Annotated in this window: 23 protein-coding genes; 10 read left to right on the top strand and 13 right to left on the bottom strand. The window is 66.5% G+C overall.

Features of this window, described 5'->3' with window-relative positions:
• Positions 1–122: 122 nt before the first annotated feature.
• The 11 genes from IB257_RS18380 to IB257_RS18330 all read right to left on the bottom strand — a co-directional run bounded on the left by IB257_RS18380 (position 123) and on the right by IB257_RS18330 (position 13733).
• A complete protein-coding gene (locus IB257_RS18380; protein WP_054457402.1) occupies positions 123–1274 on the bottom strand; it encodes an ABC transporter substrate-binding protein in 1152 nt (383 codons plus the stop codon).
• 190 nt (positions 1275–1464) lie between these two features.
• On the bottom strand, positions 1465–2193 hold the full coding sequence (locus IB257_RS18375; protein WP_059371593.1) for an SDR family NAD(P)-dependent oxidoreductase: 729 nt from the start codon (positions 2191–2193) through the stop codon (positions 1465–1467).
• Between the two features lie 50 nt (positions 2194–2243).
• Positions 2244–3029, bottom strand: coding sequence for a cyclase family protein (locus IB257_RS18370; protein WP_054457398.1), 786 nt, complete (start codon positions 3027–3029; stop codon positions 2244–2246).
• 43 nt (positions 3030–3072) lie between these two features.
• Positions 3073–4314 (bottom strand): SDR family NAD(P)-dependent oxidoreductase, encoded by a 1242-nt coding sequence (locus IB257_RS18365; protein ID WP_192492654.1) that lies wholly within the window; start codon positions 4312–4314, stop codon positions 3073–3075.
• Positions 4311–5477: a thiolase family protein gene (locus tag IB257_RS18360; RefSeq protein ID WP_192352503.1), complete on the bottom strand. Its 1167-nt coding sequence runs from the start codon at positions 5475–5477 to the stop codon at positions 4311–4313. Before IB257_RS18360 ends, IB257_RS18365 begins: the two co-directional genes overlap by 4 nt.
• Positions 5474–7108: an AMP-binding protein gene (locus tag IB257_RS18355; RefSeq protein WP_175213829.1), complete on the bottom strand. Its 1635-nt coding sequence runs from the start codon at positions 7106–7108 to the stop codon at positions 5474–5476. Before IB257_RS18355 ends, IB257_RS18360 begins: the two co-directional genes overlap by 4 nt.
• 9 nt (positions 7109–7117) lie before the next feature.
• Positions 7118–7609 (bottom strand): aromatic-ring-hydroxylating dioxygenase subunit beta, encoded by a 492-nt coding sequence (locus IB257_RS18350; RefSeq protein ID WP_054457391.1) that lies wholly within the window; start codon positions 7607–7609, stop codon positions 7118–7120.
• The gene (locus IB257_RS18345; protein WP_054457389.1) at positions 7606–8925 is read right to left on the bottom strand and encodes an aromatic ring-hydroxylating dioxygenase subunit alpha; all 1320 of its coding nucleotides are present in this window, start codon (positions 8923–8925) and stop codon (positions 7606–7608) included. Before IB257_RS18345 ends, IB257_RS18350 begins: the two co-directional genes overlap by 4 nt.
• 23 nt (positions 8926–8948) lie before the next feature.
• Entirely contained in the window at positions 8949–9926 is a 978-nt protein-coding gene (locus IB257_RS18340; RefSeq protein WP_175159420.1) for a PDR/VanB family oxidoreductase, read from the bottom strand.
• Positions 9927–9952: 26 nt separating this feature from the next.
• Complete coding sequence (locus IB257_RS18335; RefSeq protein ID WP_175213830.1) at positions 9953–11497, bottom strand: indolepyruvate oxidoreductase subunit beta family protein; 1545 nt, start codon at positions 11495–11497, stop codon at positions 9953–9955.
• 13 nt (positions 11498–11510) lie between these two features.
• Positions 11511–13733 (bottom strand): indolepyruvate ferredoxin oxidoreductase subunit alpha, encoded by a 2223-nt coding sequence (locus tag IB257_RS18330; RefSeq protein ID WP_175181123.1) that lies wholly within the window; start codon positions 13731–13733, stop codon positions 11511–11513.
• On the opposite strand from IB257_RS18330, the gene IB257_RS18325 reads away from it, so the two are divergent.
• The 7 genes from IB257_RS18325 to IB257_RS18295 all read left to right on the top strand — a co-directional run bounded on the left by IB257_RS18325 (position 13714) and on the right by IB257_RS18295 (position 20329).
• Entirely contained in the window at positions 13714–13902 is a 189-nt protein-coding gene (locus tag IB257_RS18325; RefSeq protein WP_125472485.1) for a hypothetical protein, read from the top strand. The two genes, IB257_RS18330 and IB257_RS18325, sit on opposite strands and share 20 nt — an antisense overlap.
• Positions 13903–14103: 201 nt before the next feature.
• A complete protein-coding gene (locus IB257_RS18320) occupies positions 14104–14601 on the top strand; it encodes a MarR family winged helix-turn-helix transcriptional regulator (RefSeq protein WP_118932370.1) in 498 nt (165 codons plus the stop codon).
• Positions 14602–14789: 188 nt separating this feature from the next.
• Complete coding sequence (locus IB257_RS18315) at positions 14790–16361, top strand: ABC transporter substrate-binding protein (RefSeq protein WP_054457379.1); 1572 nt, start codon at positions 14790–14792, stop codon at positions 16359–16361.
• Between the two features lie 84 nt (positions 16362–16445).
• Positions 16446–17435 carry an ABC transporter permease gene (locus IB257_RS18310; protein WP_192492653.1) on the top strand — a complete coding sequence of 330 codons (990 nt, stop codon included), beginning with the start codon at positions 16446–16448 and terminating at the stop codon, positions 17433–17435.
• Positions 17435–18349: an ABC transporter permease gene (locus IB257_RS18305; protein ID WP_054457374.1), complete on the top strand. Its 915-nt coding sequence runs from the start codon at positions 17435–17437 to the stop codon at positions 18347–18349. The genes IB257_RS18310 and IB257_RS18305 overlap by 1 nt, the downstream gene beginning before the upstream one ends.
• A gap of 7 nt (positions 18350–18356) precedes the next feature.
• A complete protein-coding gene (locus tag IB257_RS18300) occupies positions 18357–19337 on the top strand; it encodes an ABC transporter ATP-binding protein (RefSeq protein WP_054457372.1) in 981 nt (326 codons plus the stop codon).
• Positions 19334–20329 carry an ABC transporter ATP-binding protein gene (locus tag IB257_RS18295; RefSeq protein ID WP_054457369.1) on the top strand — a complete coding sequence of 332 codons (996 nt, stop codon included), beginning with the start codon at positions 19334–19336 and terminating at the stop codon, positions 20327–20329. The genes IB257_RS18300 and IB257_RS18295 overlap by 4 nt, the downstream gene beginning before the upstream one ends.
• A 58-nt stretch (positions 20330–20387) precedes the next feature.
• Here the strand turns inward: IB257_RS18295 and IB257_RS18290 are convergent, their stop codons facing one another.
• Positions 20388–20921, bottom strand: coding sequence for a hypothetical protein (locus IB257_RS18290; protein ID WP_054457367.1), 534 nt, complete (start codon positions 20919–20921; stop codon positions 20388–20390).
• A 137-nt stretch (positions 20922–21058) separates the two neighbouring features.
• A complete protein-coding gene (locus tag IB257_RS18285; RefSeq protein ID WP_054457365.1) occupies positions 21059–21856 on the bottom strand; it encodes a helix-turn-helix transcriptional regulator in 798 nt (265 codons plus the stop codon).
• A gap of 99 nt (positions 21857–21955) precedes the next feature.
• On the opposite strand from IB257_RS18285, the gene IB257_RS18280 reads away from it, so the two are divergent.
• The 3 genes from IB257_RS18280 to IB257_RS18270 all read left to right on the top strand — a co-directional run bounded on the left by IB257_RS18280 (position 21956) and on the right by IB257_RS18270 (position 25314).
• Positions 21956–22876: a DMT family transporter gene (locus IB257_RS18280; RefSeq protein ID WP_119449699.1), complete on the top strand. Its 921-nt coding sequence runs from the start codon at positions 21956–21958 to the stop codon at positions 22874–22876.
• Positions 22877–22982: 106 nt separating this feature from the next.
• Positions 22983–24656, top strand: coding sequence for an energy-dependent translational throttle protein EttA (gene ettA / locus IB257_RS18275; protein ID WP_054457363.1), 1674 nt, complete (start codon positions 22983–22985; stop codon positions 24654–24656).
• A gap of 124 nt (positions 24657–24780) precedes the next feature.
• A complete protein-coding gene (locus tag IB257_RS18270; RefSeq protein ID WP_125471667.1) occupies positions 24781–25314 on the top strand; it encodes an isochorismatase family protein in 534 nt (177 codons plus the stop codon).
• The last annotated feature ends 84 nt before the right edge of the window (positions 25315–25398 follow it).

Below are 25398 nucleotides of genomic sequence, written 5' to 3'. Positions count from 1 at the left end.
GCAGGCATGCCCCCTGGGGGGAAGCGCGGAGCGCTTCGGGGGGAGTCCACCTTGCGGAGCCGGGCTTTGCCGGTCCGCAGGCATGCCCCCCTGGGGGGAAGCGCGCAGCGCTTCGGGGGGGACTATTTCACCAATGTCCAGGCGCCGTCCTTGACGGTGATGAGCTCGCGGCCGCGGTCGTCAAAGCCGCTGTGGTCGGCGGCCGTCATGTTGTAGACGCCTTGCGTGCCAACCAGCTCCTTGGTCTGTTCCAGCGCATCGCGCAGCGCGTTGCGGAACTCCTTGGTGCCCGGCTTGCCGGCCTTTTCCGCCAGCGGCACGGCCTTCTCAAGCAGCAGGCCGGCGTCATAGACGTTGGCGCCGAAGGTGGCGGGCTTGGAGCCGTTGAGCTTTTCGTAGGCGGCGATGTAGTCCGAAGCGACCTTCTTGGACGGGTTGCTGTCCGGCATTTCCGGCAGCACCAGCATCAGGCTGGCGGCCAGCACCGTGCCTTCGACCTTCTTGCCGCCCAGCTTCAGGAAGTCGGGCAGGGCCGCGCCGTGGGTCTGGTAGAACTTGCCCTTGTAGCCCTGGTCGAACAGGGTGGTCTGGGGCAGCACGCTGGCGGCGCCGGGGGCGGCCACCAGCACGGCGTCCGGCTTGGCGGCCAGGATCTTCAGCGCCTGGCCCGTGACCGAGCTGTCAAAGCGCAGGTAGCGTTCGTTGGCGGCGATCTTGATGCCCTTTTCGGCGGCCATGCCCGAGAAGACCTTGTACCAGTTCTCGCCATAGGGATCGTTCAGGCCGATGAAGCCGACAGTCTTGATGCCGGTCTTGGCCATGTGGTCGACCAGCGCGCGCGCAATGATGTCGTCGTTCTGCGTGGTCTTGAAGACCCACTTCTTCTGGTCGTTCATGGGCAGCACGACGGCGGCGGTGCCCACGGGCGCCAGCATCGGCACGCCGGCTTCCGCCGCGAACTGGATCACGCCCATGGCGTTGGGCGAGCCCGACGGGCCGATCAGCGCGTCCACGTTCTGCTCCGAGATCAGCTTCTTGAAGGCCGTCACCGAGTTGGTGGAATCGCTGGCGTCATCCAGCGAGATGTATTCCACGGTCAAGTCGCCGATTTTCTTCGGCAGCAGCGGCACGGTGTTCTTCTGGGGAATCCCCACCAGGGCCGTCGGGCCGGTGGATGAAGTGACGACGCCGACCTTGACTTGGGCCAGGGCGGGCAGGGCGAACAGCGCGGCTACCGCGGCGGCAGCGGCCAGGGGGAGTTTCTTCGACAGCATGGCAAAACCTCCGGATAGGGAGCAGGGTGGGGGTGCGGCTGGAAAACGGAGAAAACGGGTACTTCTGTGCTTGCTTGGTTTGCTTTAATACTTGTTGCTTAAACTTTCTGTGCGCAGGCTCGCACTGTAGACCTGGTCCGCAGTGCTTACCTATCCGTCAAAACCCGAAGCGGGCTCGCGCGACGCGTGTTCAGATGGTGATGGAGCTGACGCTGGCGCCGCCGCAGACGAACAGCGTCTGGCCGGTGACGAAGCTGTTGGCGGGATCCGAGAAGAACATGACGGCGCGCGCCACGTCGTCGGAACGCCCCAGACGCTTGACCGGTATGCCGGCCGCCAGCTGCTTTTCGCGCTCGCTGCCGGGCTCGATCACCTCGTAGAACATGTCGGTCTGGATCGGACCGGGAGCCACCACGTTGACCGTGATGCCATAAGGCGCCAGCTCCAGCGACCAGGTGCGCGCCATACCCACCATGCCGGCCTTGGTGGCCGAATAGGCAGTGCGGGTCGGCAGGCCCAGTGCGCCGCGCGAGGACATCATCACGATGCGGCCGAACTTGCGCTCCTGCATGCCGGGCAGGGCGGCCTGCACCAGGCTGATGGCCGCGCCCAGGTGGATCTGGGTCAGGCCGTGCAGTTCTTCCTGCGTGACCTGCGGCAGCAGGTTGGGCCAGATGACGCCGGCGTTGTGAATGACGTGGCTGATGGGGAACCTGGCAGCGGCTTCGGCGCCCGCTTGCGCGGTGGCCTCGGCGTCCAGCAGGTCCACCTGCACGTTGTGCAGGCGCGGGTGGCTGAAGTCGGCGGCACGGCGTGCCATGGAAATCACTTCGTAGCCCGCGTCCAGCATGCTGCGGCAGATTTCGGCGCCGATGCCGGCGCTGCCGCCGGTGACGATGGCGACGTTGGTGTGCGTCATGGGTATCCCCCTGTTGTCGTTGTCGTGAGGCCGGCTCTGGGGCGGCCTGCTCAGGCCTTGGGCGCCAGCGCCAGCACGCGCAGCGGGCTGCCCGAGCCGCTGCGGATCTTGAGCGGCGCCGAGAAGATCACCGCGCCGGTGGGCGGCAGCTGGTCCAGGTTGGTCATGCATTGCAGGCCGTAGCGGTTGTTGCCATGCATGTAGTAGTGGCAAGGATAGGGGGGATCCAGGTGCTGCGCCTGGCCCGCGTCGGTGCCGACCGACTCGGTGCCGAAACCGTGCACGTCGCGTTCCTTGATCAGCCAGGGCACCACTTCAGCGTCCGGGCCGGGCGAGTGCGCGCCGTCTTCCTGCTGGTTCAGGTAATCGGCGGGCTTGGCGCGCTTGGACCAGTCGGTGCGCATCAGCACCCAGGAACGCGCGGGAATGCGGCCATGCTGCTCTTCCCATTTCTTCACGAAGTCGATGGTCAGCAGGAAATCGGGGTTGTCGCGCGACTCGGCCGAGCAGTCGATGACGCAGGCGCTGGCGATGAAGGCTTCCACCGGAATGGTGTCGACGGTGTTGTCCGGCTGGTCCTTGCCCGTGACCCAGTGGGCCGGCGCGTCAAAGTGGGTGCCGGTGTGTTCGGAGCACGAGAAGTTGTTCCAGTACCAGGCGGGGCCGCGCTCGTCGTAGCGCGAGATCTCCTCGATGCGGAACGGCCAGGCCTGGCCGAATTCCGGCGGCAGCACGATGGTCGGGAATTCCGGCGTCAGCGTTTCGGTCAGGTCCACCACGCGGATGCGGCCGGACATCAGTTCGGCCATGAATTGGGCAAGAATGTTTTGGCTCATGTGCTGTTCCTCTAGGTTCGTACGTTGTCGGGGCGGCGGGCCGTCAGGCTCCCAGCTCCCGTTCCAGTCCCTTGGGGTTGTCCGCCAGCCGGGCGCGGAATTCCTGCGCGACATCGCCGACGTAGACGTCCTCGATGCCGTCCTTGAGTGCGCGCACGATGGCGGCCGCGATCGCGGCAGGCGCCACGCGCGGGGGCGGCGTGCGCTGCTCCCATTCGTGATCCACCGGCCCGGGGAACACGTTCACCACCCGCACGCCCGCGCCGCGCATCTCGGCGCGCAGGCATTGCGCCAGGGACAGCGCAGCCGCCTTGGACGCCGACCACATGCCGCGCGACGGCAGGTTCATGTGGGCGTAGATGGACAGCACGTTGACCCAGGCCGTGGCGCTGTTCACGCCGTCCGCCGCGCGTCCGCACAGGGCCGGGCCGAAGCTCTGCGCCAGGCGCATCAGCCCCAGCACGTTCACGTCCATGGCGTCGCGCGCCGTGTTCACGTCCTTGCGGTTCAGCAGCCCGCCTTCGCGTTCCAGGTCGGCGGTGTTCACCAGGATCTCGACCTTGCCGCCGATGGAGGCGGCGGCGCGCTCGACCGAATCGGTATCGGTCACGTCCAGCACCACCGCCTGCACCCGCGGGTCTGCCGCCAGGGCCTCGTAGGCGGCGTCGCGCTTCCAGGCTTGCGGGTCGCCCAGGAACACGGTCGGGCAGCCGGCGTCCAGCAGGGCGCGCGCCACGGCCTGGCCCACCGCCGACTTGCCGTCGGTGACGAGCGCGCGGCGGAACTTCGGATCGCAAGAGGTCTCGCGCAGGGTCTTGTCGTCTTCCATGTTGGGCGTATTCCTTTCAGGCAGGGCGATCATCACGGCCTGGCCGCTGCGGTCCAGCTTCAGCGCCAGGCGCACGCGGTCGCCGTCGGCGCAGTCCTGGTGCACATGCGCCACCACGGATGGGCCGGCAGTCATGCGCACCGTGCCCACGCGCCAGGGCAGGCGTTCGCGGAAATACAGGTCGTTGCTGTGATGCAGGGTGGTGCTGACCAGCAGCACGCCGCCGGGATCGGCAGGCCGCCAGGGCAGATGCTCGGACAGGCAATGGCCGCAGACTTCGCGGGGCGGATACTGGACCGCGCCGCAATCGGCGCAGGTCTGCAGGTCGAAGCGGCCCTCGGCTGCGGCGGCGGTCAGCCCAAGCGCGCTGCGGCTGCGCCAGCCCGGCGGCAGCGTCGGCTGGCGGGTGCGGGCGATCGGGTTCTTGCGGGGCGGCTTGGCCAAGGGTTCGGTCATGCGTGGCTCCCCAGGATGGCCGCGGCCGTGCACAGCCCGCGGTCGTAATTGATCATGCCGAAGCCGCTCACCATGCCGAGGCGGGCGTCGGCCACCTGCGTGCCGCCGGCCGTGCCGCTCAACTGGCGCAGCGCTTCGACCATGCCCAGATAGCCGCCGGCGGCGCCGGCCTGGCCCACGGACAATTGGCCGCCGTTGGTGTTGAAGGGAAAGCTGCCGTCCACGGTGAAGCTGTTGTTGCGCACGAAGTCGGGGGCCGCGCCCTTCGGGCAGAAGCCCAGGTCTTCGATCTGCATCAGGTTGATGACGGGATAGTCGTCGTAGGCCTGCAGGAAATCCATGTCGCCAGGCTGGACGCCGGCCTGGCCGTAGAGTTCGTCCAGGTCCACGGTCCAGCCGCCGCGGGTCTGGATCGGGTCCTCGATCCAGGCGTTGTGGCGTTCGATGGTGGAGAGGATGCGGGCGTAGGGCAGGTTCAGCGCGCGCGCCCGGTCTTCGCTCATGACCAGGAAGCCGTCGGCGCCGGCGCAGGGCATCACGCAATCGAACAGGTGTATCGGGTCGGTGATGACGCGGGCGTCCAGGTACTGGGCGAGCGTCAACGGCTTCTTCATCAGCGCGTGCGGATAGCGCAGGGCGTTGTCGCGCTGCGCCACGCAAAGCTTGCCGAAGTCCTCGCGGGTGGCGCCGGTCGCGCGCATGTAGTTGGCGGTCAGCAGCGCGAAGCTGGCGTTGGGGCCGCCTGCGCCATAGGGATAGACCGCGTCCTGCGCGAAGCGCGAGAACTGGCTGACCGTGTTGCGGAACGAGTCCACGTGGTTGGTGTCGCCTGCGATGCAGGCCACGATGCTGGCGTCGCCGGCCTGCACGGCGCGGGCCGCGCGGCGCAAGGCAGCCACGCCGCTGGCGCCGCCCATGGGGATATGGTCCAGCCAGCGCGGGCTCATGCCCAGGTGCTGCACCAGGCCGACGGCGGTGTCGGGCGCCAGGGTGAAGCTGGACACGCAGAGGCCGTCCACCTCGGTCTTGGCGATACCGGCCTGGCGGATCAGCGCGCCCAGCGCCCGTCCCAGCCACCAGTGGGCCGCATGGGTGGAATAGCGTTCATACGGAATCGTGACGGGCAGGGCCGCCACCACGCCGTCATAGCCCAGGCGGTTCATCGCGCGGGCTCCTGGCGCTTCTTCATGTGGCCGGTGTCCACGCAGCGGGCCGTGCCGGGCAGCGTGGGCGCCAGGGCTTTCATTTCGCCGCGCTGGATCTTGTTGGTGGTGGTCAGCGGCAGGCTGTCGACGAAGGCGACGTAGCCGGGGGCCTTGTAATAGGCCAGCTGCTCCAGGCTCCATTGCACGATGCTGCGGGCGGCCTCGGCCATTGCGACGCCCTCGGCCGGCAGGCTTTCGGGCACCACGCAGGCCAGCACTTCGTCGCCGCGCACGGCGTCGGGCACGGCGGCGACCGCCACGGCCTTCACCAGCGGGTGCTGCAGCAGCACGCTTTCGACTTCCACTGCGGAGATGTTCTCGCCGCTGCGGCGGATGACGTTCTTCTTGCGGTCCACGAAGCGCAGCGCGCCGTCGGCGTCGCGGCGCACGATGTCGCCGGTATGGAACCAGCCGTCCTCCCAGGCCTGGGAGGTCGCGTCCTGGTCCTTGAGGTAGCCGGCGAAGAATCCGTAGCGCGGGTCATCGCCGGCGTGGCGCACCAGCAATTCGCCCGGTTCGCCGGCGGCGGCTTCCAAGCCGGAATCAGCGACGATGCGCACCAGCACGTCTTCTTCCTCGCGGCCGAAGCAGCTGCTGCCGATGTGGCGCGGCTCATGGTTGGCGATGATGACGGCGCCCGCGCCAGTTTCGGTCATGGCCCAGGCTTCCAGCAGCGGAAAGCCGAAGCGTTCTTCAAAGGGCTGGTGCAGCTTGCGGTCCACGCCCGCGCCGAAGCCGAAGCGGATGGCGGGCTGCTTATCCCGTGCGGACGGTTCGGCCTTCATCAGGATGGCGGGCATGACGCCCAGGTAGTGCAGCACCGTCGCGCCGGAATCGCGCACGCTGTCCCACCAGGTCTTGGGATGGAAGCGGTCAAGCGGAATCAGGCAGCCGCCGGTCAGGAGCATGGCCATGGCCGAGTACGCCATGGCGTTCATGTGGACCAGGGGCAGCGGCGTCAGCATGCGTTCCTGGCCAGGGCGCAGTTCGCACAAGCCGCCGATGCGCGCGTACCAGCCGCCGGCATGCAGGAAATAGCGGTTGGGCAGGATGCAGCCCTTGGGCCGTCCGGTGGTGCCGGAGGTATAGAGCAGGGCGCATTCGGTCAGGATATCGGGCTCGCTGCCCGCCAGCGGCGCCGCAAAGGGCGCGGCGGGCGGCGTGTCGTCCGGTCCCATCACACGCAGTTCGCGGCCGGCGCGTTCTGCCGCGGCCAGCAGGTCGGCATGGCGTTCCGGCAGGGCAACGGCCAAAGCGATCTCGGAATGCCCCGTCAGGTATTCCAGTTCCGCTGCGCGCAGATCGGGGTTGATGGGCACCACCGACACGCCCAGCGCGTTCAGCGCGAACCAGTGCAGGAAGAACGAGGGGCGGTTCTCCAGCAGCAGGCCGGCGCGGTGGCCGTGGCCGTAGCCGGCGCGCGCATAGGCCGCGCGCAGGGCCTCGATGGACTCGGCGGCCTGGGCGTAGCTTAGTTCGCCTGCGGCGATGCCATAGGCCTGGGCCGTTTCCGGCAGGATGCACAGGAAGGGCTGGGCGCCGTAGCGGGCCGCGGTGTCGCGGAATGCCTGATGGACCGTGGTGCTCACAAGCCGCTCCTACATGAACAATTGGATATTGCCGAAGGCCGCGTCGCAGTTGACGAGGTCCACGCGCTTGAGACGGATGCGCAAGACGCCGTCCTGCTCCACCAGGTGGTGGGTGGTCCAGCCTGCATACAGCGTCTGCGCGTCCTGCCGCGTCTCGACGTAATGGAAGGCGGTGCGTACCACGTGGCGGCCTTCGGCGGGGGCGGCATCGGGATGGCCGTGCTCCACCGTGGGCGCCTGCAGCAAGTGGTGGCAGCGGCTCTTGGGCTGTTGCGAAAACGTGCGCTGGCCGGCCAGCCGCTCCACGCGCACGCGCAGCAGCAGCTTGTCTTCGTACATGAGCGAGGCGTGCAGCTTGGGATCGGTCTGGCCATGGGCCAGCGGCATCCAGTAGTAGCCGTCTTCGGTGTACAGGTTCAGCCAGTCCTCGAAGCGCAGCTCGTCCAGCATGCGCGCCTCGGCGTAGACAAAATCGATCAACTCGCGGTCGCTTGCGCTCATACCGACTCCGGTCCGGTCATGTAGCGGCCCCATGCGCGGTACTGGTTGCGCATCTGCCATTCATTGGTGCCATTGGTGGCGACGTTCTTCTGCCCGACCTCGTCGGGCGAGTACAGCCGGCCCACGTTGACCCAGTCCCGCGCCCGCGATTGCAGGCCGTCCTGGGCGCGCTCGTACATTTCCAGGTCGTCGTGCCCGACCACCGAGGTCGGCGCGTTGATGAGGCGGTTGTACATGAGCGTGCGTTCCAGCAGCAGGTCGGGCGCGCCCACCAGGCGGAAGGTCCAGGATTCCACCAGCGTGCGGTCGGCTGCGATGGGCTTGAAGACGCGCAGCGTCTGGATCGGGCCCTTGACCATGATGTTGGGGAAGTACACGGTGTTGTGGCGCACGTCGCCCAGGATCTGCTTGGCGCGTTCCTCGCCGTAGGCCGCGACCATGGAGTCCCAGTAGCCCGGAATGCCCGAGTACGAGGCATGGATGGAGTCCGACACGCCGGTATGGCCGTGGCCGTTCTCCCATACGCGGATGCCCATGTTCTCGAAGAACTCGTAAGGCGAGATGAAGGGGGCGAACAACTCGACGGCCATGGGCTTGGGCGTGCCTTCCGGCGCCTGTTCCCAGACCTTCACGGCGGTGCCTGCGGAGGACTCATGCGCCACCATCGGGTGGCAGGTGTCGGTCTGGTTGTCGACCAGCATCTTCCAGTTGCAGCGGTGCATGTAACGCAGCACGCCGCCGGCGACTTCCAGCCGGCCCTCGGGCGAGCGGTCGACCATGTTGTCCAGGGTGGACAGCGATTCGCCGAAGAAATCCTCGAAGGACTGGCCCTCGGGGTTCAGGCGGCAGAACACGAAGCCGCGATGGTTCTTCACGTCCTTCACGGCAGCCATGCCCTGGCTGGCTTCGCAGTTTTCCAGGCCGGTGTTCTCGTAGCCCTTTTTCAGCGGGATGGACAGCAGGCTGCCGTCGGTCTTGAAGGTCCAGGCGTGATAGGGGCAACGGAAGAACTTGCCGGTGTTGCCGCAGGCTTCACCCGCCACCATGGTGCCCTTGTGCGGGCAGCGGTTGTGCAGCACCCGCACCGAGCGGTCGCTGTGGCGCACCATCACCACGGGCTGGTTGCCCACTGTGGTGGTGATGTAGTCGCCCGGGTTGGGGACCTGGCTGTCGTGGCCGACGTAGACCCAGGTGTTGGCGTACAGGCGTTCCATCTCCAGCTCGAACAGCTCCTGGTCGATGAACAGATCCTTGTGCACCTCGGTGTCGCGCAGCAGGGCGCGGATGGCGTCGGGGTTGTCGCGGTATTTGGCCATGAGGGCGCTTCCTTGCGTCGGGGCTACAGGTCCAGCACCAGGCGCGCCGATTTCGCGCGCGAGATGCAGATCTGGATGATCTTGCCGCTGGCCTTCTCGGTGTCCGAGAGGTAGTAGTCGCGGTGGTCGGGTTCGCCTTCCAGCACGGTGGCCTGGCAGACGCCGCATTCGCCGCGCTTGCAGTCGTACATCGGGTCGCAGCCTTCCTCTTCCATCACGTCGATGATGGTCTTGTCAGCGGGGATGGTCAGCACCCGGCCCGACTGGCGCAGCTCGACCTCGAAGGGCTGGTCGCCGGCCTGCGGTGCAGCGGTGGCGAAAAGTTCGAAATGGATGTGGGCGTCGGGCCAGTGGCGTGCGTGCGCGCCCTGGATGACTGCGTCGATCAGGCCCTTGGGGCCGCAGACATACAGGTGCTGGCGCGGCGAGGATGCGTCCAGCAGCGCCTGCAGGTCGAAGCGGCAGGACGGATCGTCGTCCGCGTGCAGGCTCAGGTCGTCGCCGGCCAGGGCCTGCAGTTCGGGCAGGAAGGCCAGCTGGTCCTTGCTGCGGCCGCAGTAATGCAGATGGAAGGCGCGTCCCGCGGCCTTGAGCGCCGCGGCCATGGATGCCACCGGCGTGATGCCGATGCCGCCCGCGATCAGCACGACGGGTTCGTCGCCGGCAGGCGATTCGTGCAGCGGGAAATCATTCTTCGGGCCTTCGACATCGAGCGTGTCGCCCTCGGCCAGCGCATGCATGTGGCGCGAGCCGCCCTGGCTGGTTTCCTCCAGGCGCACGCCAAGCCGGTACTCCGCGGGCTGGGCGAACTTGCCGGCTTCCGGCGCCAACTGCACCAGCGAGTAGCAGCGCGGCTCGCGCAGGCCCGGCACCGTCACCTTCAGGTGCGCGCCCGGTCCGAAGGCGGGCAGGGGGCCGGCGTCCTCGCGCGTCAGCCGGAACGAACGGATCAGCGGCGATTCCTGCCGGACTTCCCGGACGATGAGTTTCAGTGTCTGCACGGCGTTTGTCCCTATCTTTGCTTGTCTCAGGCCGCCAGCTTTTCAGCCAGCTGGCGTTCCATGGGGCCGCATTTCTCGTTGGCCAGCGCGGTTTCTCGCAGCGAGCGCAGCGTTTCGGCGGCGTCGGGCCGGCCGGCCAGTTGCTCTGCCGCCGCGATCAGCTGGCGGTACTTGCCGCCGCCGCGCACGTGGGTGTCGCTATAGCCTTTGACCAGGCGGCGGCAATTGACGGTTTCGACGGCCAGCGCGTAGTCGCGCGGGACCAGCCGGGCGATCAGGTCCAGCCATTGCGCGAGGCCGGCGGCCTCGGCCTGATGGCGCAGCGTGCTGCGGCGGAAGCGTCGCATGCCGGCCAGCGTGTACAGCAACAGGAAACCGCCCAGCGTGCCGCTCTGCATGCGGCGGCCGTGGCCCAGGCGGCGTTCGACGAAGCCGCCGAACGACTTGGAGTTTTCGAGCCAGCGGCCCAGCCCGGCGGGCAAGGTGCCGCAGATCTCCTCCAGGCGCGGATGCATGAATTCGGTGGTGTAGACCAGCTGGTCCGGGCGCGCGCCCACTTCCTGGCGCACGCGGTCGAAACGCGTGGCGCGGGTCTTCAGGTCGGCGACGCGGATCACGTCGTCGTAGGCCATGGCCGTGGCCACGTAGCGCGCGGCGGCACAGGTCAGCGCCCATTGCCGGGCCTCGCCGCCATGGGCGGCGTCCAGGTCGCGGATGGCCTTCATGTGGCGCAGGTATTCGGTGGCGTAGGCCAGATCCTGGAATTCGATCTGGCGGCGCGTGCCCGCGGCCAGCATGGGCTGGGCACAGGCGGGAAAGTCGCGTTTGATCATATCCAGCAGGGCTTGGGCCTTGGCGCTGGCGGCGCGTTCCGGCACGGCGGGCACCGGCCGGGCCAGGTCGATGGGTGCGGGTTGCGCGGGCGCCTGGTCGGCGGATTCGTAGCCCAGCGCGAAGGCGCGCAGGCTGGCTTCCACGCCCAGGCCGGCGCGCCGCACCGTGGCTTCGAAATCGTCGCGCGAGAACGGCAGGGCGCCGCTGCCGGCTACCGCGCCGAACAGGCTGGCGCTGATGACGCTGCCGGCGCGGTCGGCCAGGTCTTGCAGGTCGAAGCAGAGGAAGCGCTTGGCCGCGGCGCGGCCCGCTTCCAGCACCTTGTTGGGATCGGCGATGCCGTTGCCGGGCGCGGATTTTTCGCTGACCGCATAGCTGCGGTGCGACGAAGTGAGCAGCACCGTGCGTTCCGGCGTGACCAGTCCGCGCTGGATGGCGCGCCCGCCTTCCATCAATTCGGCGGCGACCACCAGGTCCACGTCGCCCGGGGTGGGCATCAGCGCCAGCGCGGGCTGGCGGCCGGCGCGTTGCACTTCGGCTTCGGGCAGCAGTTCCAGGTAATAGATGGTGGCGCCGGTGCGCTGGGCCACGCCTGGCACCGAGGTGGTCTGGGCCCACCAGCCGGCGTGCTCGGCCATGTCGACGATCCAGTCGGCCAGCACGCCGCCGCCTTGGCCGCCCATGGCCAGGATGGCGATCTTGATCGGATTGGCTTGTTGCATAGCGGCCGGGTTCATGGAACGGGAATCCTCAGAGGGCGTGGTGGGCCAGGCGCGCGGCGCGGCGGCGTTGCAGGAAGCCGATGACGGCGGTGCGCATGCGCGCCATGAAGCGGTCGCGGCCGGTCGGGTTGTGGACGATATCGGCGCGGTAGAAGGACGGGCAGAGCACCGCGGCATGGGCGACTTCGCCGCAGTTGCCGCAGCCTACGCAACTGCTTTCCACGTGCGCCACCGGATCTTCCTTCAAGGGGTCGCCGCTGTCCTTGACCGTCAGCGACGGGCAGCCCGACAGGCGAATGCAGGCATGGTCGCCGGTGCAGACGTCAGGGTCCACGCCGAAGCGTTCCTTGACCACGCGCTTGCCTTCCTTGACTGCCTTGTTGAACAGCGGCTTGATGCGGCGCTGCTTGTTCAGCATGCATTCCGATTGCGCGATGATGACCTTGGGGCCTTTGATGTCGGTGGTCAGCGCCTCTTCGATGGTGGCGCGCACCTTGGCCACGTCATAGGTGCGGTCCAGCGTGCGCACCCACTTCACGCCCACGCCGCGCACGGCCTGGTCGATGGGATTGTTGGTGGAGCGGTCCGGGTTTTCGGCGCGCGAGGACAGGATGTCCTGTCCGCCGGTGGCCGAGGCGTAGAAGTTGTCGACGATGACGATGACGCCGTCGTACTTGTTGAAGACCGCGTTGCCGATGCCCGAGGACAGGCCGTTGTGCCAGAAGCCGCCGTCGCCCATGATGGAGATGGGGCGCTTGGCGGCCGGCACGTTGAAGGCCGCCGCGCTGGAGGCGCCCAGGCCGTAGCCCATGGTGGTGGCGCCCAGGTTGAACGGCGGCAGGATCGAGAACAGGTGGCAGCCGATATCGCAGGAAATATGGTGCTGGCCCAGCGTTTCCTGCGCCAGGGTCAGGGCCGAGAAGATAGGCCTTTCCGGACAGCCCGTACAGAAGCCGGCGGGCCGCGGCGGCACGACCGCTGCCAGGCCTTCGACGTGCTTGTGGAAGGTGATGGGCTGCTCGGCCGGACGCGCCGGCTTGGGCCGCGCCACCTCGGTGATCTGGAGCTGGCGTTCCGCGGCCTGGGCATCGGCCAGGGCGGCGGGATGCGTCTGCAGCGATTCCGGGCGTTGCCGCTTGAGGAATTCGCGCAGGCCGTCGCGCATGACCTGGGTGGTGTATTCGCCCGCCATCGGCAGCACGTCCTTGCCGGACAGCTTGGTGTCGATGCCGGCGCGGCGCAGCACGGCGTGCAGGTTCTGTTCGATGTAGTCCGGCTGGCCTTCTTCCAGCAGCAGCACGGCGCGCTTGCCGCGGCAGAAATCGATGACCTCGTCCTCGATGACGGGGTAGGTCACGTTCATGACGTACAGCGGGATGCGGCTGTTGCCGAAGTTGTCGGCCAGGCCCAGCAGCTGCAAGGCGCGGATCACGCCGTTGTAGAGGCCGCCTTGCAGGATCAGTCCGATATCGTCCTGGTCGCCGTCAAAGTGTTCGTTGAGCTTGTGTTCCTTGATGTAGCGGATGGCGGCGGGCCAGCGCTCCTTGATCTTTTCCTGTTCGTGCAGGAAGGAGGCAGGCGGCAGCACGATGCGGCTGGTGTCGCGCGCCGGGCTTTCCAGCGCCTGCGCCAGCGAGAAGGCGGGGCGCTTGTTTTCCTTGGCGATGAAGCGGCCGTGCACGTGGCAGCCGCGGATGCGCAGTTGCAGCATCACGGGCGTCTTGCTGGCCTCGGACAGCTCGAAGCCGTCTTCCACCGCCTTGACCATGCTTTCCAGGTTGGGGCGCGGATCCAGCAGCCAGATCTGCGACTTCATGGCGAACGCGTGCGAGCGTTCCTGCATGATGGACGAGCCTTCGCCGTAGTCTTCGCCCACGATGACCAGCGAACCGCCGGTGACGCCGCCGGAAGCCAGGTTGGCCAGCGCGTCGGATGCGACGTTGGTGCCCACGGTGGACTTCCAGGTGACGGCGCCGCGGATGGGGTACATGACCGAGGCGGCCAGCGTGGCCGCCGCGGTGGCCTCGGAGGCGCTGGCCTCGAAATGCACACCCAGTTCCTGGAGGATGTCGTTGGCGTCGGCCAGCACGTCCATCAGATGCGAGATCGGCGAACCCTGGTAGCCCGCGACGTAGCCCACGCCGGACTGCAGCAAGGCCTTGGTGACCGCAAGAATGCCTTCTCCGCGGAACTCTTCGCCCGCGCCGATGCGCAACTGCTGGACTTCTTTTTTGAAAGACCTTTCAGCCATTCTGGCACTCCTTCGCGGCCCGGCCTGCGGGTCTCAATGGTTGCTGCTGCGCAGCATCGTCACGTCAGGAAATTCTCGTCTTAAAAATACTTTAGGAGTCAACGTTTTAGCTGTCAACAAAAAAGATGAAATTTCATGGAAAACAAAAAATATCACGCTAAAACAATGACGTATATACTCGTTGTTCTCTAGGTCGCAGTGCTGTTCCGGCGCTGCGATGGTGCAAAAACGGGTTGCGATTCCGGGTATACCCTGTGCTGCGCAACAGCATTGCGGCACATCATGGCGCGCGTTTGCGCCGGCGTGGTGCAATGCGCATTTCGTCGGGCCGGCGTCGGCCCTGGTTTCCGGTGCGTGGGAGCAAAGCAACATGCGGTTGGACAAGCAGCGGGACACGGACGCGGCGGCGCACAAAGGCCGCTTCGTCGATGGCTATCTGGCCTATCTGCTGGCGCAGGCCAGCCAGCGCATTTCGGCGGAATTCCATCTGCAGGTAAAGGCGGCCGGCCTGTCGGTGACCGAGTGGCGGGTACTGGCCAGCCTGGAGGGCAGTCCCGGTGAAACCATAGGCACGCTGGCGGTGCTGGCGATCACCAAGCAGCCCACCTTGAGCAAGGTGGTGCAGCGCATGGAGGCCGAAGGGCTGGTGGCGCGCACGGGCGTGCGGGCGGACCGGCGGCAGACGCGCGTCTGCATCACCACCAAGGGCACGAATCTGATCGCCGCGCTGTGCGAGCAGGCCTTGCAGCACCAGAAGGCCGTGCTGGCCCCGTTCGGCGAGGAAAGGGCCGCGATGCTGATCGACATGCTGGAGGTGCTGATGACCGAGCACGTGCCGCTGGAATTGTCGGCGCCGGACGAGGAATAGGCGGGGGCGGAGGCGGGCCGCATGCCCAACACTGTTTACTTCGATTATTTTGTTACAAGCTTATGTGTCCCCAATTGGTTCTCCCTCTGTGAAAACCGTCTACGGTACGCATAAACCCTCAATTGACGGAGGTCCTGCGGCTAGGCAATATCGCGCCGGTATTCAGACTACAGTCAGGAGTTGAACCTATGCGCCGCACTTTGATTGCTATCGCGATCGCCGCCGCCGTTGCCGTGCCCACGATCGGGCAGGCCAAGACCTTCCGCTGGGCCGCCCAGGGCGACATCCTCACCTTCGATCCGCACTCGCAGAACGAAGGCATGACGATCGCCGCCAACAGCTACGTCTACGAACCACTGGTGGACTACGACAAGTCCTTCAAGGTCAACCCGCGCCTGGCGACGGAGTGGGAGCAGGTTTCGCCCACGCTGTACCGCTTCAAGCTGCGCCCCGGCGTGAAGTTCCATGACGGCGCCGCCTTCACCGCGGACGACGTGGTGTTCTCGATCCACCGCGCCATGGCGCCCACCTCGAACTACAAGGCCTACACCACCGGCATCAAGGAAGCCCGCAAGATCGACGACCTGACGGTCGAGATCGAGACCTCGGCGCCTAACCCGGTGCTGCTGCGCCAGCTGACCAACGTGTTCATCATGAACAAGGCCTGGTCGGAAAAGAACAACGTCGCCAAGCCGCAGGACTTCGTCAACAAGGAAGAGACCTACGCCGCGCGCAACACCAACGGCACCGGCCCCTACAAGCTGAAGTCGCGCGAAGTGGACGTGCGCACGGTGTTCGAGGAAAACAAGGACTGGTGGAACAAGGGCGGCAAGGTCGGCAACGTGACCGAAGTCGTGTTCACGCCGATCAAGCAGAACGCCACGCGTACCGCGGCGCTGCTGTCGGGTGAAATCGACTTCGTGCTGGATCCGGCGGCCCAGGACCTGGATCGCCTGCGCCAGTCGGCCAAGGTCGTGGAAGGCAACGAATACCGCACCATCTACCTGGGCCTGGACCAGAAGCGTCCGGAACTCCAGTATTCCAACATCAAGGGCAAGAACCCGTTCCAGGACATCCGCGTGCGCGAGGCGCTGTATCGCGCGATCGACGTGGACGCCATCAAGCGCGCCGTGATGCGCGGCCTGTCCGCGCCCACCGGCACGATGATCGCGCCGCAGGTGCACGGCTGGGCCCAGCAGCTGCAGGCGCGCGTGCCCTATGATCCGGAAAAGTCCCGTGCCCTGCTGAAGGAAGCCGGCTACGACGGCACGCTGAACTTCACGCTGGATTGCCCGAACAACCGCTACATCAACGACGAAGCCATCTGTCAGGCGGTGGTCGGCATGTGGGCCAAGGTCGGCGTCAAGGCCACCATGAACGCCATGCCGCGCTCCACCTATTTCCCCAAGGTGCAGTCGTTCGACACCAGCGCCTACCTGTTCGGCTGGGGCGTGCCCACGTTCGACGCCATGTACACGCTGCAGAACCTGATTCGCACCAAGGGCGAGGGCGCGGACGGCATGTACAACCTGGGCAACTACAGCAACAAGGAACTGGACGTCATCATCGACCGGATCAAGACGGAAACCGATCCGGCCAAGCGTGACGCCGACATCATCACCGTGCTGCAAGGGCACGCCAAGGACTTCGGCCACATCCCGCTGCACGACCAGGTGATTCCCTGGGCCATGCGCAAGAACGTCACGGTCATCCACCGTGCCGACAATCGCCTCGTTGCCGATTGGGTCAAGGTTGACTGATCCAGGCTAATCAAACGGCGGGGCCCGTCAGCCTGTTCATGATGAACAGGCCGACGGGCTTTCGCTGTTTCGCCTTTTCCGCCTATGTTTGCTTTCATACTGCGTCGCCTGTTGCAGGCCGTAGCGGTGATGCTCACCGTCGCGCTACTGGCCTTTGTGCTTTTTCAATATGTCGGCGACCCTGTCACCATCATGCTGGGACAGGACGCCACCGATGCCGAACGCATCGAACTGCGTGAGCGCCTGGGGCTGAACGAGCCCGCCATCGTCCAATTCGGCCATTTCGTGGTCAACGCCGTGCAGGGCAATTTCGGCATCTCCCTGCGCCAAAGCGAACCCGTATCCTCCTTGCTGAAATCCCGCCTGCCGGCCACGCTGGAGCTGTCCATGGTGGCGGCCTTGCTGGCGCTGCTGGTGGGCGTGCCGCTGGGCGTGTATACCGCGCTCAAGCGCAACAGCTTGCTGTCCCAGCTGCTGCTGGCCGGGTCGCTGCTGGGCGTGTCGCTGCCCACCTTCCTGATCGGCATCCTGCTGATCCTGGTGTTTTCCGTGCAACTGGGCTGGCTGCCCAGCTACGGGCGGGGCGACACCGTCAGCGTGGGCTGGTGGTCATCGGGGTTGTTCACCGCCACGGGCTGGAAGCATCTCATCCTGCCGTCCATCACCTTGTCGCTGTTCCAGATGACCCTGGTGCTGCGCCTGGTGCGTTCGGAAATGCTGGAGGTGCTGCGTTCGGACTACATCAAGTTTGCCCGCGCCCGCGGCCTGAAGCGTCGCGCCATCCACTTCGGCCACGCGCTGAAGAACACCATGGTGCCGGTCATCACCATCACCGGCCTGCAACTGGGCGGCATCATCGCCTTCGCCATCGTCACGGAAACCGTGTTCCAGTGGCCGGGCATGGGCCTGTTGTTCATCCAGGCGGTGCAATTCGCCGACGTGCCCGTCATGGCGGCCTACCTGTGCCTGATTGCGCTGGTGTTCGTGGTGATCAACCTGATCGTCGATCTTTTGTATTTTGTCGTGGACCCGCGCCTGCGTTCCGGGCTGACCCGCGGCGGGGGGGCTCACTGATGCGCGCCGTACTCAAACGCTGGTGGGACAGCGACATTGCCTGGGCCTGGCGCCGGGCGCCCGTGGCGATCATCGCCACCGTGATGCTGGCGCTCCTGCTGATCGGCTCCTTCGGGGCCGGTTGGGTGGCGCCGCACAACCCGTTCGACCTGACCAAGGTGGAACTGCTGGACGCCTTGCTGCCGCCCGCCTGGGAGGCCAATGGCCTGCCGACCTACCTGCTGGGCACCGACAGCCAGGGCCGCGACCTGTACTCGGCCATCCTGTACGGCACCCGCGTGTCGCTCTTGATCGGCCTGGCCTCGGTGCTGCTGTCGATGCTGATCGGCATCGTGCTGGGGCTGATCTCGGGCTACGCGGGCGGGCGCATCGATGCGTTCATCATGCGCATCGCCGACGTGCAGCTGTCGTTCCCCGCCATCCTGATCGCGCTGCTGATCGACGGTGTGGCGCGGGCGGCGGTGCCGCGCGAGCTGCATGAGCTGATCGCGTTCCCGGTGCTGATCGGCGCGATCGCGCTGGCGGGCTGGCCGCAGTATGCGCGCACGGTGCGCGGCTCCACCCTGGTGGAGAAGAACCGCGAATACGTGCAGGCGGCGCGCGTGATCGGCGTGGCCTCGCCGGTCATCATGTTCCGCCACGTGCTGCCCAATGTGCTGGGTCCGGTGCTGGTGCTGGCCACGGTGCACCTGGCCACGGCCATCATCACGGAGGCCACGCTGTCGTTCCTGGGCGTAGGCGTACCGCCGACCGCGCCGTCGCTCGGCACGCTGATCCGCATCGGCAACGACTTCCTGTTTTCAGGGGAATGGTGGATCACCATCTTCCCGGGTGCGGCGCTGGTGCTGCTGGTGCTGTCGGTCAACTTGCTTGGCGACTGGCTGCGCGATGCGCTCAACCCGCGTCTGAATTGAGGTTTACATGAGCGCATTACTAGAAGTCCGCAACCTGCGCGTGGAATTCCCCACGCGCCGCGGCACGCTGCGCGCGCTGGACGACGTGTCCTTTTCCATCCAGGCTGGCGAAGTCCTGGGCGTAGTGGGCGAATCCGGCGCAGGCAAGTCCCTGACCGGCGCATCCATCATTGGCCTCTTGGAACCGCCGGGACGTATCGCCGCGGGCGAGATCCTGCTGGCGGGCCGCCGCATCGACAACCTGCCCGACGAGCAGATGCGCCGCGTGCGCGGCCGCGAGATCGGGGCCGTGTTCCAGGACCCGCTGACCTCGTTGAACCCGCTATACACGGTGGGCCGGCAATTGGCGGAAACCATCGTGACGCACCTGGACCTGAGCTGGTCCCAGGCGCGCGAACGGGCGGTGGAGCTGCTGGCATCGACCGGCATTCCGGCCGCGCGCGAGCGCATCGACCACTATCCTCACCAGTTCTCCGGCGGCATGCGCCAGCGCGTGGTGATTGCGCTGGCCCTGGCGGCCGAACCCAAGCTGGTGGTGGCGGACGAGCCCACGACCGCGCTGGACGTGTCGATCCAGGCGCAGATCATCGAACTGCTCAAGCGCCTGTGCCGCGAAAACGGCACGGCGGTGATGCTGATCACGCACGACATGGGTGTGATCGCCGAAACCGCCGACCGCGTTGCGGTGATGTACGCGGGCCGCGTGGCCGAGATCGGCCCGGTGGCCGACGTGATCCACAAGCCGCGCCATCCCTACACGAAGGGATTGATGGGATCGATTCCATCGCTGGAAGGACACTCCGAACGGCTGGTGCAGATCGACGGCAGCATGCCGCGCCTGAACGCCATTCCGCCGGGCTGCGCCTTCAATCCGCGCTGCGGCCAGCGCCTGCCGCGTTGCGGCGTCGAGCGTCCGGAGCTGATGGCGGCCGGGACGTCCCGCGCGGCCTGTTGGCTGCACGACAACAACGATAAGGTGGCCGCATGACGACGCCCTTGGTGGAAGTAAAGGACGCCGCGCGCTGGTTCGATGTGTCGCCGCCGTGGCTGGAACGCAAGCTCGCGGGCAAGCCGCGCGTGATGCTGCGCGCCGTGGACGGGGTGTCGTTCGAGATCGCGCGCGGCGAAACGCTGGCGCTGGTGGGCGAATCGGGCTGCGGCAAATCGACCGTGGCGCGCATGCTGGTGGGGTTGTATGGCCTGACCCGCGGCGACATCCGTTTCGACGGCCAGCCGTTGTCGCGCATGTCCGAGCCAGGCGGCCGCGCCTTGCGCAAGCGCCTGCAGATGATCTTCCAGGATCCCTATGCCAGCCTGAATCCGCGCTGGCGCGTGGGCCGCATCATCGCCGAACCCATGCTGACCCACACCACGATGACGCCTGACGAGCGCAGCGCGCGCGTGGGCGAACTGCTCAAGCAGGTGGGCCTGGACCCGGCCGACCAGGGCCGCTATCCACACCAGTTTTCCGGCGGCCAGCGCCAGCGCATTTCGATCGCGCGGGCGTTGGCGGTGAATCCGGAATTCCTGGTGTGCGACGAGCCGACCTCGGCGCTGGATGTGTCGGTGCAGGCGCAGGTGCTGAACCTGATGAAGGATCTGCAGCGCAACCTGGGGCTGACCTATCTGTTCATTTCCCACAACCTGGCGGTGGTGCACCATGTGGCCGACCGGGTGGGGGTGATGTACCTGGGCCGCATGGTGGAGGTGGCGCCGCGCGACGAGCTGTTCGCGCGGCCTCGCCATCCGTACACGCGCATGCTGCTGGAGGCCATTCCCGACATCAACGGCGCGGGCAAGCCGCGCACCGCGGTGGCGGGCGAGGTGCCCAATCCGCTGAATCCGCCGTCGGGCTGCACCTTTCATCCGCGCTGTCCGCATGCGAACGAGCGTTGCAAGTCAGAGGCGCCAGTGGCAATGGCCGCGGGAGTGTCGGTGGTGGCCTGCCACGCGGTGCAGGAAGGGCGGATCTCGGTCTGATCCGCGGACGGCGCGGTTGCGCGGCCATGCCGGCCGCAACCCGCCGCCCGGCCGCGCTTCAGTGGCGGTGGTTGTGGTCGTGAGGATGATCGTGGCCGTGGCCATCCGCATCATCCTCATCGTCCTCATCCGCTTCGTCCTCGTCGTCCTCCGCGTCCGGGTCCTCCGGTACGGGTTCTTCCGTCAGGGCAAACGGCAGCACGTCTTCCAGATTGTCGGACCATGCGGACTCTTCGCCGTCGTGGTCCAGCTTGATGAAGCGCTCGCCTTCGTTCAGCGAGATCTCGATGGCCCAGAGGTAGAGACAGTCGTAGGTGTCGTCGTCGGACTGGGGCAGGCCGCCGCGATTGCCCAGCAGGCGGGCGCCGGCGCCGCCCAGCTGCACGTGGGTCTGGTCTTCGTCGGGCTTGGCGTTTTCGTCCATGGGCACGCCATAGGTCACCCATTCGGTGCCATCATCGCCCAGCACCACTTCGGCCAGCACGGGCTTGCCCAGATAGGCGCTCAAGGCGTCGGCGGTCTTGGCCAGCATGTCCAGCTCGGCGGTGCTGAAATGGGTCAAGGAGGCGGGGGGAGTGGCGGAGGCAGACATGAAGGGGTTCCTGGGCGCGATGAAGCCGCGACGGCACGGCAAGATTCGGGCCCGCTGGCAGGCCCTGGCTACAGCCGTATTGTCTCGCGATCGGCCGCGCCTTGCATCAGGCGCTTGGATGACGCGGTTTTCCGGGGTCAGGGCGCGGGTGCGCCGCCCTGGCTGCGCCTGCGCGCGTTGTCGGGCGATTGACCTGTAAGCCGCTGGAACATGGCGATGAAGGCCGACGGCGTGCTGTAACCAAGCTCGCGCGCCACAGATTGGACCGGCCGGCCCGCGTCCAGCATGCCCAGGGCGCTGACCACGCGCAGCCGCAGGCGCCATTCATTGAACGACATGCCCAGGCGCTGCTGGCAGTGGCGCAGCAGCGTGCGCTCGGTGATGCCGGCCGTGGCGGCCCAGTGTGCGGCGCCGCGCTTATCGCCTGGACTGTGCTGCAGCGCCGACAGGATGGGTGCCAGCAACGGGTCGGAGGTGGAGGGCAGGTAGCTGGCGTAAGCCCGAGCCTGGCGGACCTGGTCGATGACGATCTGCGCCATGCGCCGGTCTTCCGGCGTATCCGGATAGCTGATGCCGCGCTGCTCGAAGTCGCCCAGGATCGCGCGCATGACCGGGCTGATCTCGAGCGTGCACGGTTCCGTGGGCAGGCCGGCGCAGGCCGCGGCGGGGATGTCGATGCAGGCGTAGTGCACTTCGCCTTCGTTCTGGCAGCAATGCTCGACATGCGGCGGTATCCAGATGGCGTACTGCGGCGGCGACAGGTAGGTGACGCCGCGTATGCCGATTTCCATGATGCCGGAGATGGCGAAGTTCAGTTCCGCCCAGGGCGAGCTGTGGCGCTTCATGCCGGAACGCGGCGTGAAATGCAGGATGCGGCAAGCCAGCGGGTAGGGCAGGTGGCTGGCCAGCGTGGGCGCGGAATCGATGGCGGACATGTCGGAACTTCGTCTGGTTTTGTCTGTTTTTCATTATATACATCAGGTCAGACAGATCCTACACTGGCCCTGTCTCATCTAGCCTGTGCATTGCCCCTCATGACCCGCGCTTCCTCTCCGCATGTTCCCGCCCGTTATCTGCTTTATCCGTTGCTGGCAGCCTTGATCTGGTCGGTCAACATGATCGTCACCAAGATGGCGGCCAGCGCCATCGCGCCGGCCGCCATCGGCTTCTACCGCTGGGCCCTGGCCGGGGTGGTGCTGACGCCGTTCGTGCTGCCGGGCGTCTGGGCGCAGCGCCGCCAGATCCTGCCCCACCTGCCCAAACTGGCGGTGCTGGGCGGCTTGGGCATGGCCCTGTACCAGGGCCTGGCCTATGTGGCGGCCGCCAGCACCACGGCGACCAATATGGGCATCATCACGGCGATGATTCCGCTGATGACCATCGCGGTGGTGGCGCTGCTGCTGCGCGAACTGCCCTCGGTCATGGCCATGCTGGGTGGGCTGCTGTCGCTGGCGGGCCTGGCGCTACTGATCGGCGAGGGCGATCCCGCCCGCCTGCTTGAAGTGGGCGCCAACCGCGGCGATCTGCTGATGGGCGTGGGCGCGCTGGCCTATGCGCTGTACGGCGTGCTGCTGCGCCGCTGGGCACTGCCGGTGGGACCGTGGCAGTCGCTGTATGTGCAGGTCGCTTTCGGCGTGCTGTTCCAGCTGCCCGCTTTCCTGATGGCGCCGCCGTCACCGCTCAACGGCGACAACCTGCCCCTGGTGCTGTATGCGGCGGTATTCCCGTCGTTGTTCGCGCCCTTCCTGTGGATGCAGGGCGTCAAGCACCTGGGCCCCAACCGCGCCAGCATTTTCCTCAACCTCATGCCGGTGGCCACGGTGGCGATCGCGGCCGTGTTCCTGGACGAAAAGCCCCATCTGTTCCACATCGTCGGCGGGGCGATGGCGCTGGCTGGCGTGATGCTGGCGCAAATGCGCGCCGGCGGCCGGGCGACGCGGCCCAAGGCCGCCTGAAGGGCCGGGTACGCCGCAAGGGCCGGCCATTTGGCGGCGGACATACGCGGGTCAGGGTTCCGGCCTACAATCGACGGTTCATCAGCTATATCTCCTATACGAGCCCATGGCCCAATACGTCTACACCATGAACCGCGTCGGCAAGATCGTGCCGCCCAAGCGGCAGATCCTGCGCGACATTTCGCTTTCGTTTTTTCCTGGCGCCAAGATCGGCGTGCTGGGCCTGAACGGCTCGGGCAAGTCGACGCTGCTGAAGATCATGGCCGGCGTCGATAAGGAAATCGAAGGCGAAGCCATCCCCATGCCGGGCCTGAACATCGGCTACCTGCCGCAGGAACCGCAGCTCAACCCCGAGCACACGGTGCGCCAGTCGGTGGAAGAGGGCCTGGGCGCCGTCGTCTCGGCCAAGAAGCGCCTGGACGAGGTCTATGCCGCCTACGCCGAGCCGGATGCGGATTTCGACGCGCTGGCCGCCGAGCAGGCCGAGCTTGAGGCCATCATCGCCGCCGCCGCCTCCAGCGGCGCCGACGACATCGAACACCAGATGGAAATCGCTGCCGACGCGCTGCGCCTGCCGCCCTGGGACGCCATCGTCGGCAAGCTGTCCGGCGGTGAAAAGCGCCGCGTGGCGCTGTGCCGCCTGTTGCTGTCCAAACCCGACATGCTGCTGCTGGACGAACCCACCAACCACCTGGACGCCGAAAGCGTGGAGTGGCTGGAGCAGTTCCTGCACAAGTTCCCCGGCACCGTGGTGGGCGTGACCCACGATCGCTACTTCCTGGACAACGCGGCCGAATGGATCCTGGAACTGGACCGCGGTTATGGCATTCCCTGGAAGGGCAACTACAGCTCGTGGCTGGAGCAGAAGGAAGATCGCCTGAAGCAGGAAGAGGCGTCGGAGTCCGCCCGCCAGAAGACCATCAAGAAGGAACTGGAGTGGGTGCGCCAGAACCCGAAGGGCCGCCAGGCCAAGGCCAAGGCGCGTCTGGCCCGCTTCGAGGAACTGTCGTCCTACGAATACCAGAAGCGCAATGAAACCCAGGAAATCTTCATTCCCGTGGGCGAGCGCCTGGGCAACGAGGTCATCGAATTCAACAACGTCAGCAAGGCCTATGGCGACCGCCTGCTGATCGACAACCTCAGCTTCAAGGTGCCGCCCGGCGCCATCGTCGGCATCATCGGCGCCAACGGCGCCGGTAAGTCCACGCTGTTCCGCATGATCGCGGGCCGCGAGCAGCCGGATTCGGGCGAGGTCAACATCGGCCAGACCGTCAAGCTGGCCTATGTCGACCAGTCGCGCGATGCGCTGGAAGACAAGAAGACCGTGTTCGACGCGGTGGCCGACGGCGCCGACCTGCTCACGGTGGGCAAGTTCGAAATGTCGTCGCGCGCCTATCTGGGCCGCTTCAACTTCAAGGGCGGCGACCAGAACAAGGTCGTGGGCCAGCTGTCCGGCGGTGAACGCGGCCGCCTGCACATGGCCAAGACCCTGATCGCCGGCGGCAACGTGCTGCTGCTGGACGAACCGTCCAACGACCTCGACGTCGAAACCCTGCGCGCGCTGGAAGATGCATTGCTGGAGTTCCCCGGCAGCGTCATGGTCATCAGCCACGATCGCTGGTTCCTGGACCGGATCGCCACGCACATCCTGGCCTTCGAAGGCGACTCGCAAGTCGTGTTCTTCGATGGCAACTACCAGGAATATGAAGCCGACAAGAAGCGCCGCCTGGGCGAAGAGGGCGCCAAGCCCAAGCGCCTGCGCTACAAGGCCCTGAAGTAATCGGCGCCTGAAAACGATCCCGGCCTCGCGCCGGGATTTTTTTTGCCGGAGGTATGCTAAGGGCTGTTCAAGGCTTCGTTCTGCGTGAGTCGGCCTTGAGGACTTCTTCCAGGAGCACCGCGCAATGTTGTTGTCCGCTACCGATTCCACCCTGCTGATCGTCGACATGCAGGGGCGCCTGATGCCCGTCATCCATGACAACGAGGCGGTGCTTCGCGCCGCGCACAAGCTTGCGCAGGCTGCGCGACTGCTGGACGTGCCGGTGGTGGCTACCGAGCACCACGCCAAGATGCTGGGGACCACCGTGGAGCCGCTGCGCGAGCAAGTCCAGAGCGCCTTCCAGAAAATGCACTTCTCTTCGGCGCTGGAGCCGGGCTTCGAGGCCTGGTTGCCGGCCGCGCGCAAGACCATCCTGGTGGCGGGCTGCGAGGCGCACATCTGCGTGCTGCAAACCGTGATCGGCTTGATTGACCTGGGCTACCACGCGGTGCTGGTGGCGGATGCGGCGGGCTCGCGCAAGCCGGCCGATCATCACGCGGCGTTGCGCCGCGCGCGTGCGCATGGTGCTGAAATCGTCACGTCCGAGATGGCGATATTCGAGTGGATGCGCACTTGTGAACACCCGCGCTTCCGCGAGGTGTTACGTCTGGTCAAATAGCGGCCGCGCGCTGCAACAATGTCCCTGGGGCGCGCAAAGATTAACTCGCCCTTTGACACAATTCATGGGCAAACTTCACAGCCA

Source organism: Achromobacter sp. ACM03 (assembly GCF_014851665.1).
Lineage (GTDB): Bacteria > Pseudomonadota > Gammaproteobacteria > Burkholderiales > Burkholderiaceae_B > Achromobacter > Achromobacter aegrifaciens.
Note: the sequence above shows the minus strand (reverse complement) of the source record. Positions and strands in the feature narration are given on the sequence as shown.

Bases quoted from the DNA above. Each gene is read 5' to 3' on its own strand.
- ettA (WP_054457363.1), top strand. From the start codon at position 22,983: ATGGCCCAATACGTCTACACCATGAACCGCGTCGGCAAGATCGTGCCG.
- IB257_RS18300 (WP_054457372.1), top strand. From the start codon at position 18,357: ATGAGCGCATTACTAGAAGTCCGCAACCTGCGCGTGGAATTCCCCACG.
- IB257_RS18380 (WP_054457402.1), bottom strand. From the start codon at position 1,274: ATGCTGTCGAAGAAACTCCCCCTGGCCGCTGCCGCCGCGGTAGCCGCG.
- IB257_RS18360 (WP_192352503.1), bottom strand. From the start codon at position 5,477: ATGAACCGCCTGGGCTATGACGGCGTGGTGGCGGCCCTGCCCGTCACG.
- IB257_RS18365 (WP_192492654.1), bottom strand. From the start codon at position 4,314: ATGACCGAACCCTTGGCCAAGCCGCCCCGCAAGAACCCGATCGCCCGC.
- IB257_RS18305 (WP_054457374.1), top strand. From the start codon at position 17,435: ATGCGCGCCGTACTCAAACGCTGGTGGGACAGCGACATTGCCTGGGCC.
- IB257_RS18345 (WP_054457389.1), bottom strand. From the start codon at position 8,925: ATGGCCAAATACCGCGACAACCCCGACGCCATCCGCGCCCTGCTGCGC.
- IB257_RS18280 (WP_119449699.1), top strand. From the start codon at position 21,956: ATGACCCGCGCTTCCTCTCCGCATGTTCCCGCCCGTTATCTGCTTTAT.
- IB257_RS18290 (WP_054457367.1), bottom strand. From the start codon at position 20,921: ATGTCTGCCTCCGCCACTCCCCCCGCCTCCTTGACCCATTTCAGCACC.
- IB257_RS18315 (WP_054457379.1), top strand. From the start codon at position 14,790: ATGCGCCGCACTTTGATTGCTATCGCGATCGCCGCCGCCGTTGCCGTG.
- IB257_RS18370 (WP_054457398.1), bottom strand. From the start codon at position 3,029: ATGAGCCAAAACATTCTTGCCCAATTCATGGCCGAACTGATGTCCGGC.
- IB257_RS18270 (WP_125471667.1), top strand. From the start codon at position 24,781: ATGTTGTTGTCCGCTACCGATTCCACCCTGCTGATCGTCGACATGCAG.
- IB257_RS18285 (WP_054457365.1), bottom strand. From the start codon at position 21,856: ATGTCCGCCATCGATTCCGCGCCCACGCTGGCCAGCCACCTGCCCTAC.
- IB257_RS18320 (WP_118932370.1), top strand. From the start codon at position 14,104: ATGCGGTTGGACAAGCAGCGGGACACGGACGCGGCGGCGCACAAAGGC.
- IB257_RS18310 (WP_192492653.1), top strand. From the start codon at position 16,446: ATGTTTGCTTTCATACTGCGTCGCCTGTTGCAGGCCGTAGCGGTGATG.
- IB257_RS18350 (WP_054457391.1), bottom strand. From the start codon at position 7,609: ATGAGCGCAAGCGACCGCGAGTTGATCGATTTTGTCTACGCCGAGGCG.
- IB257_RS18335 (WP_175213830.1), bottom strand. From the start codon at position 11,497: ATGAACCCGGCCGCTATGCAACAAGCCAATCCGATCAAGATCGCCATC.
- IB257_RS18375 (WP_059371593.1), bottom strand. From the start codon at position 2,193: ATGACGCACACCAACGTCGCCATCGTCACCGGCGGCAGCGCCGGCATC.
- IB257_RS18330 (WP_175181123.1), bottom strand. From the start codon at position 13,733: ATGGCTGAAAGGTCTTTCAAAAAAGAAGTCCAGCAGTTGCGCATCGGC.
- IB257_RS18295 (WP_054457369.1), top strand. From the start codon at position 19,334: ATGACGACGCCCTTGGTGGAAGTAAAGGACGCCGCGCGCTGGTTCGAT.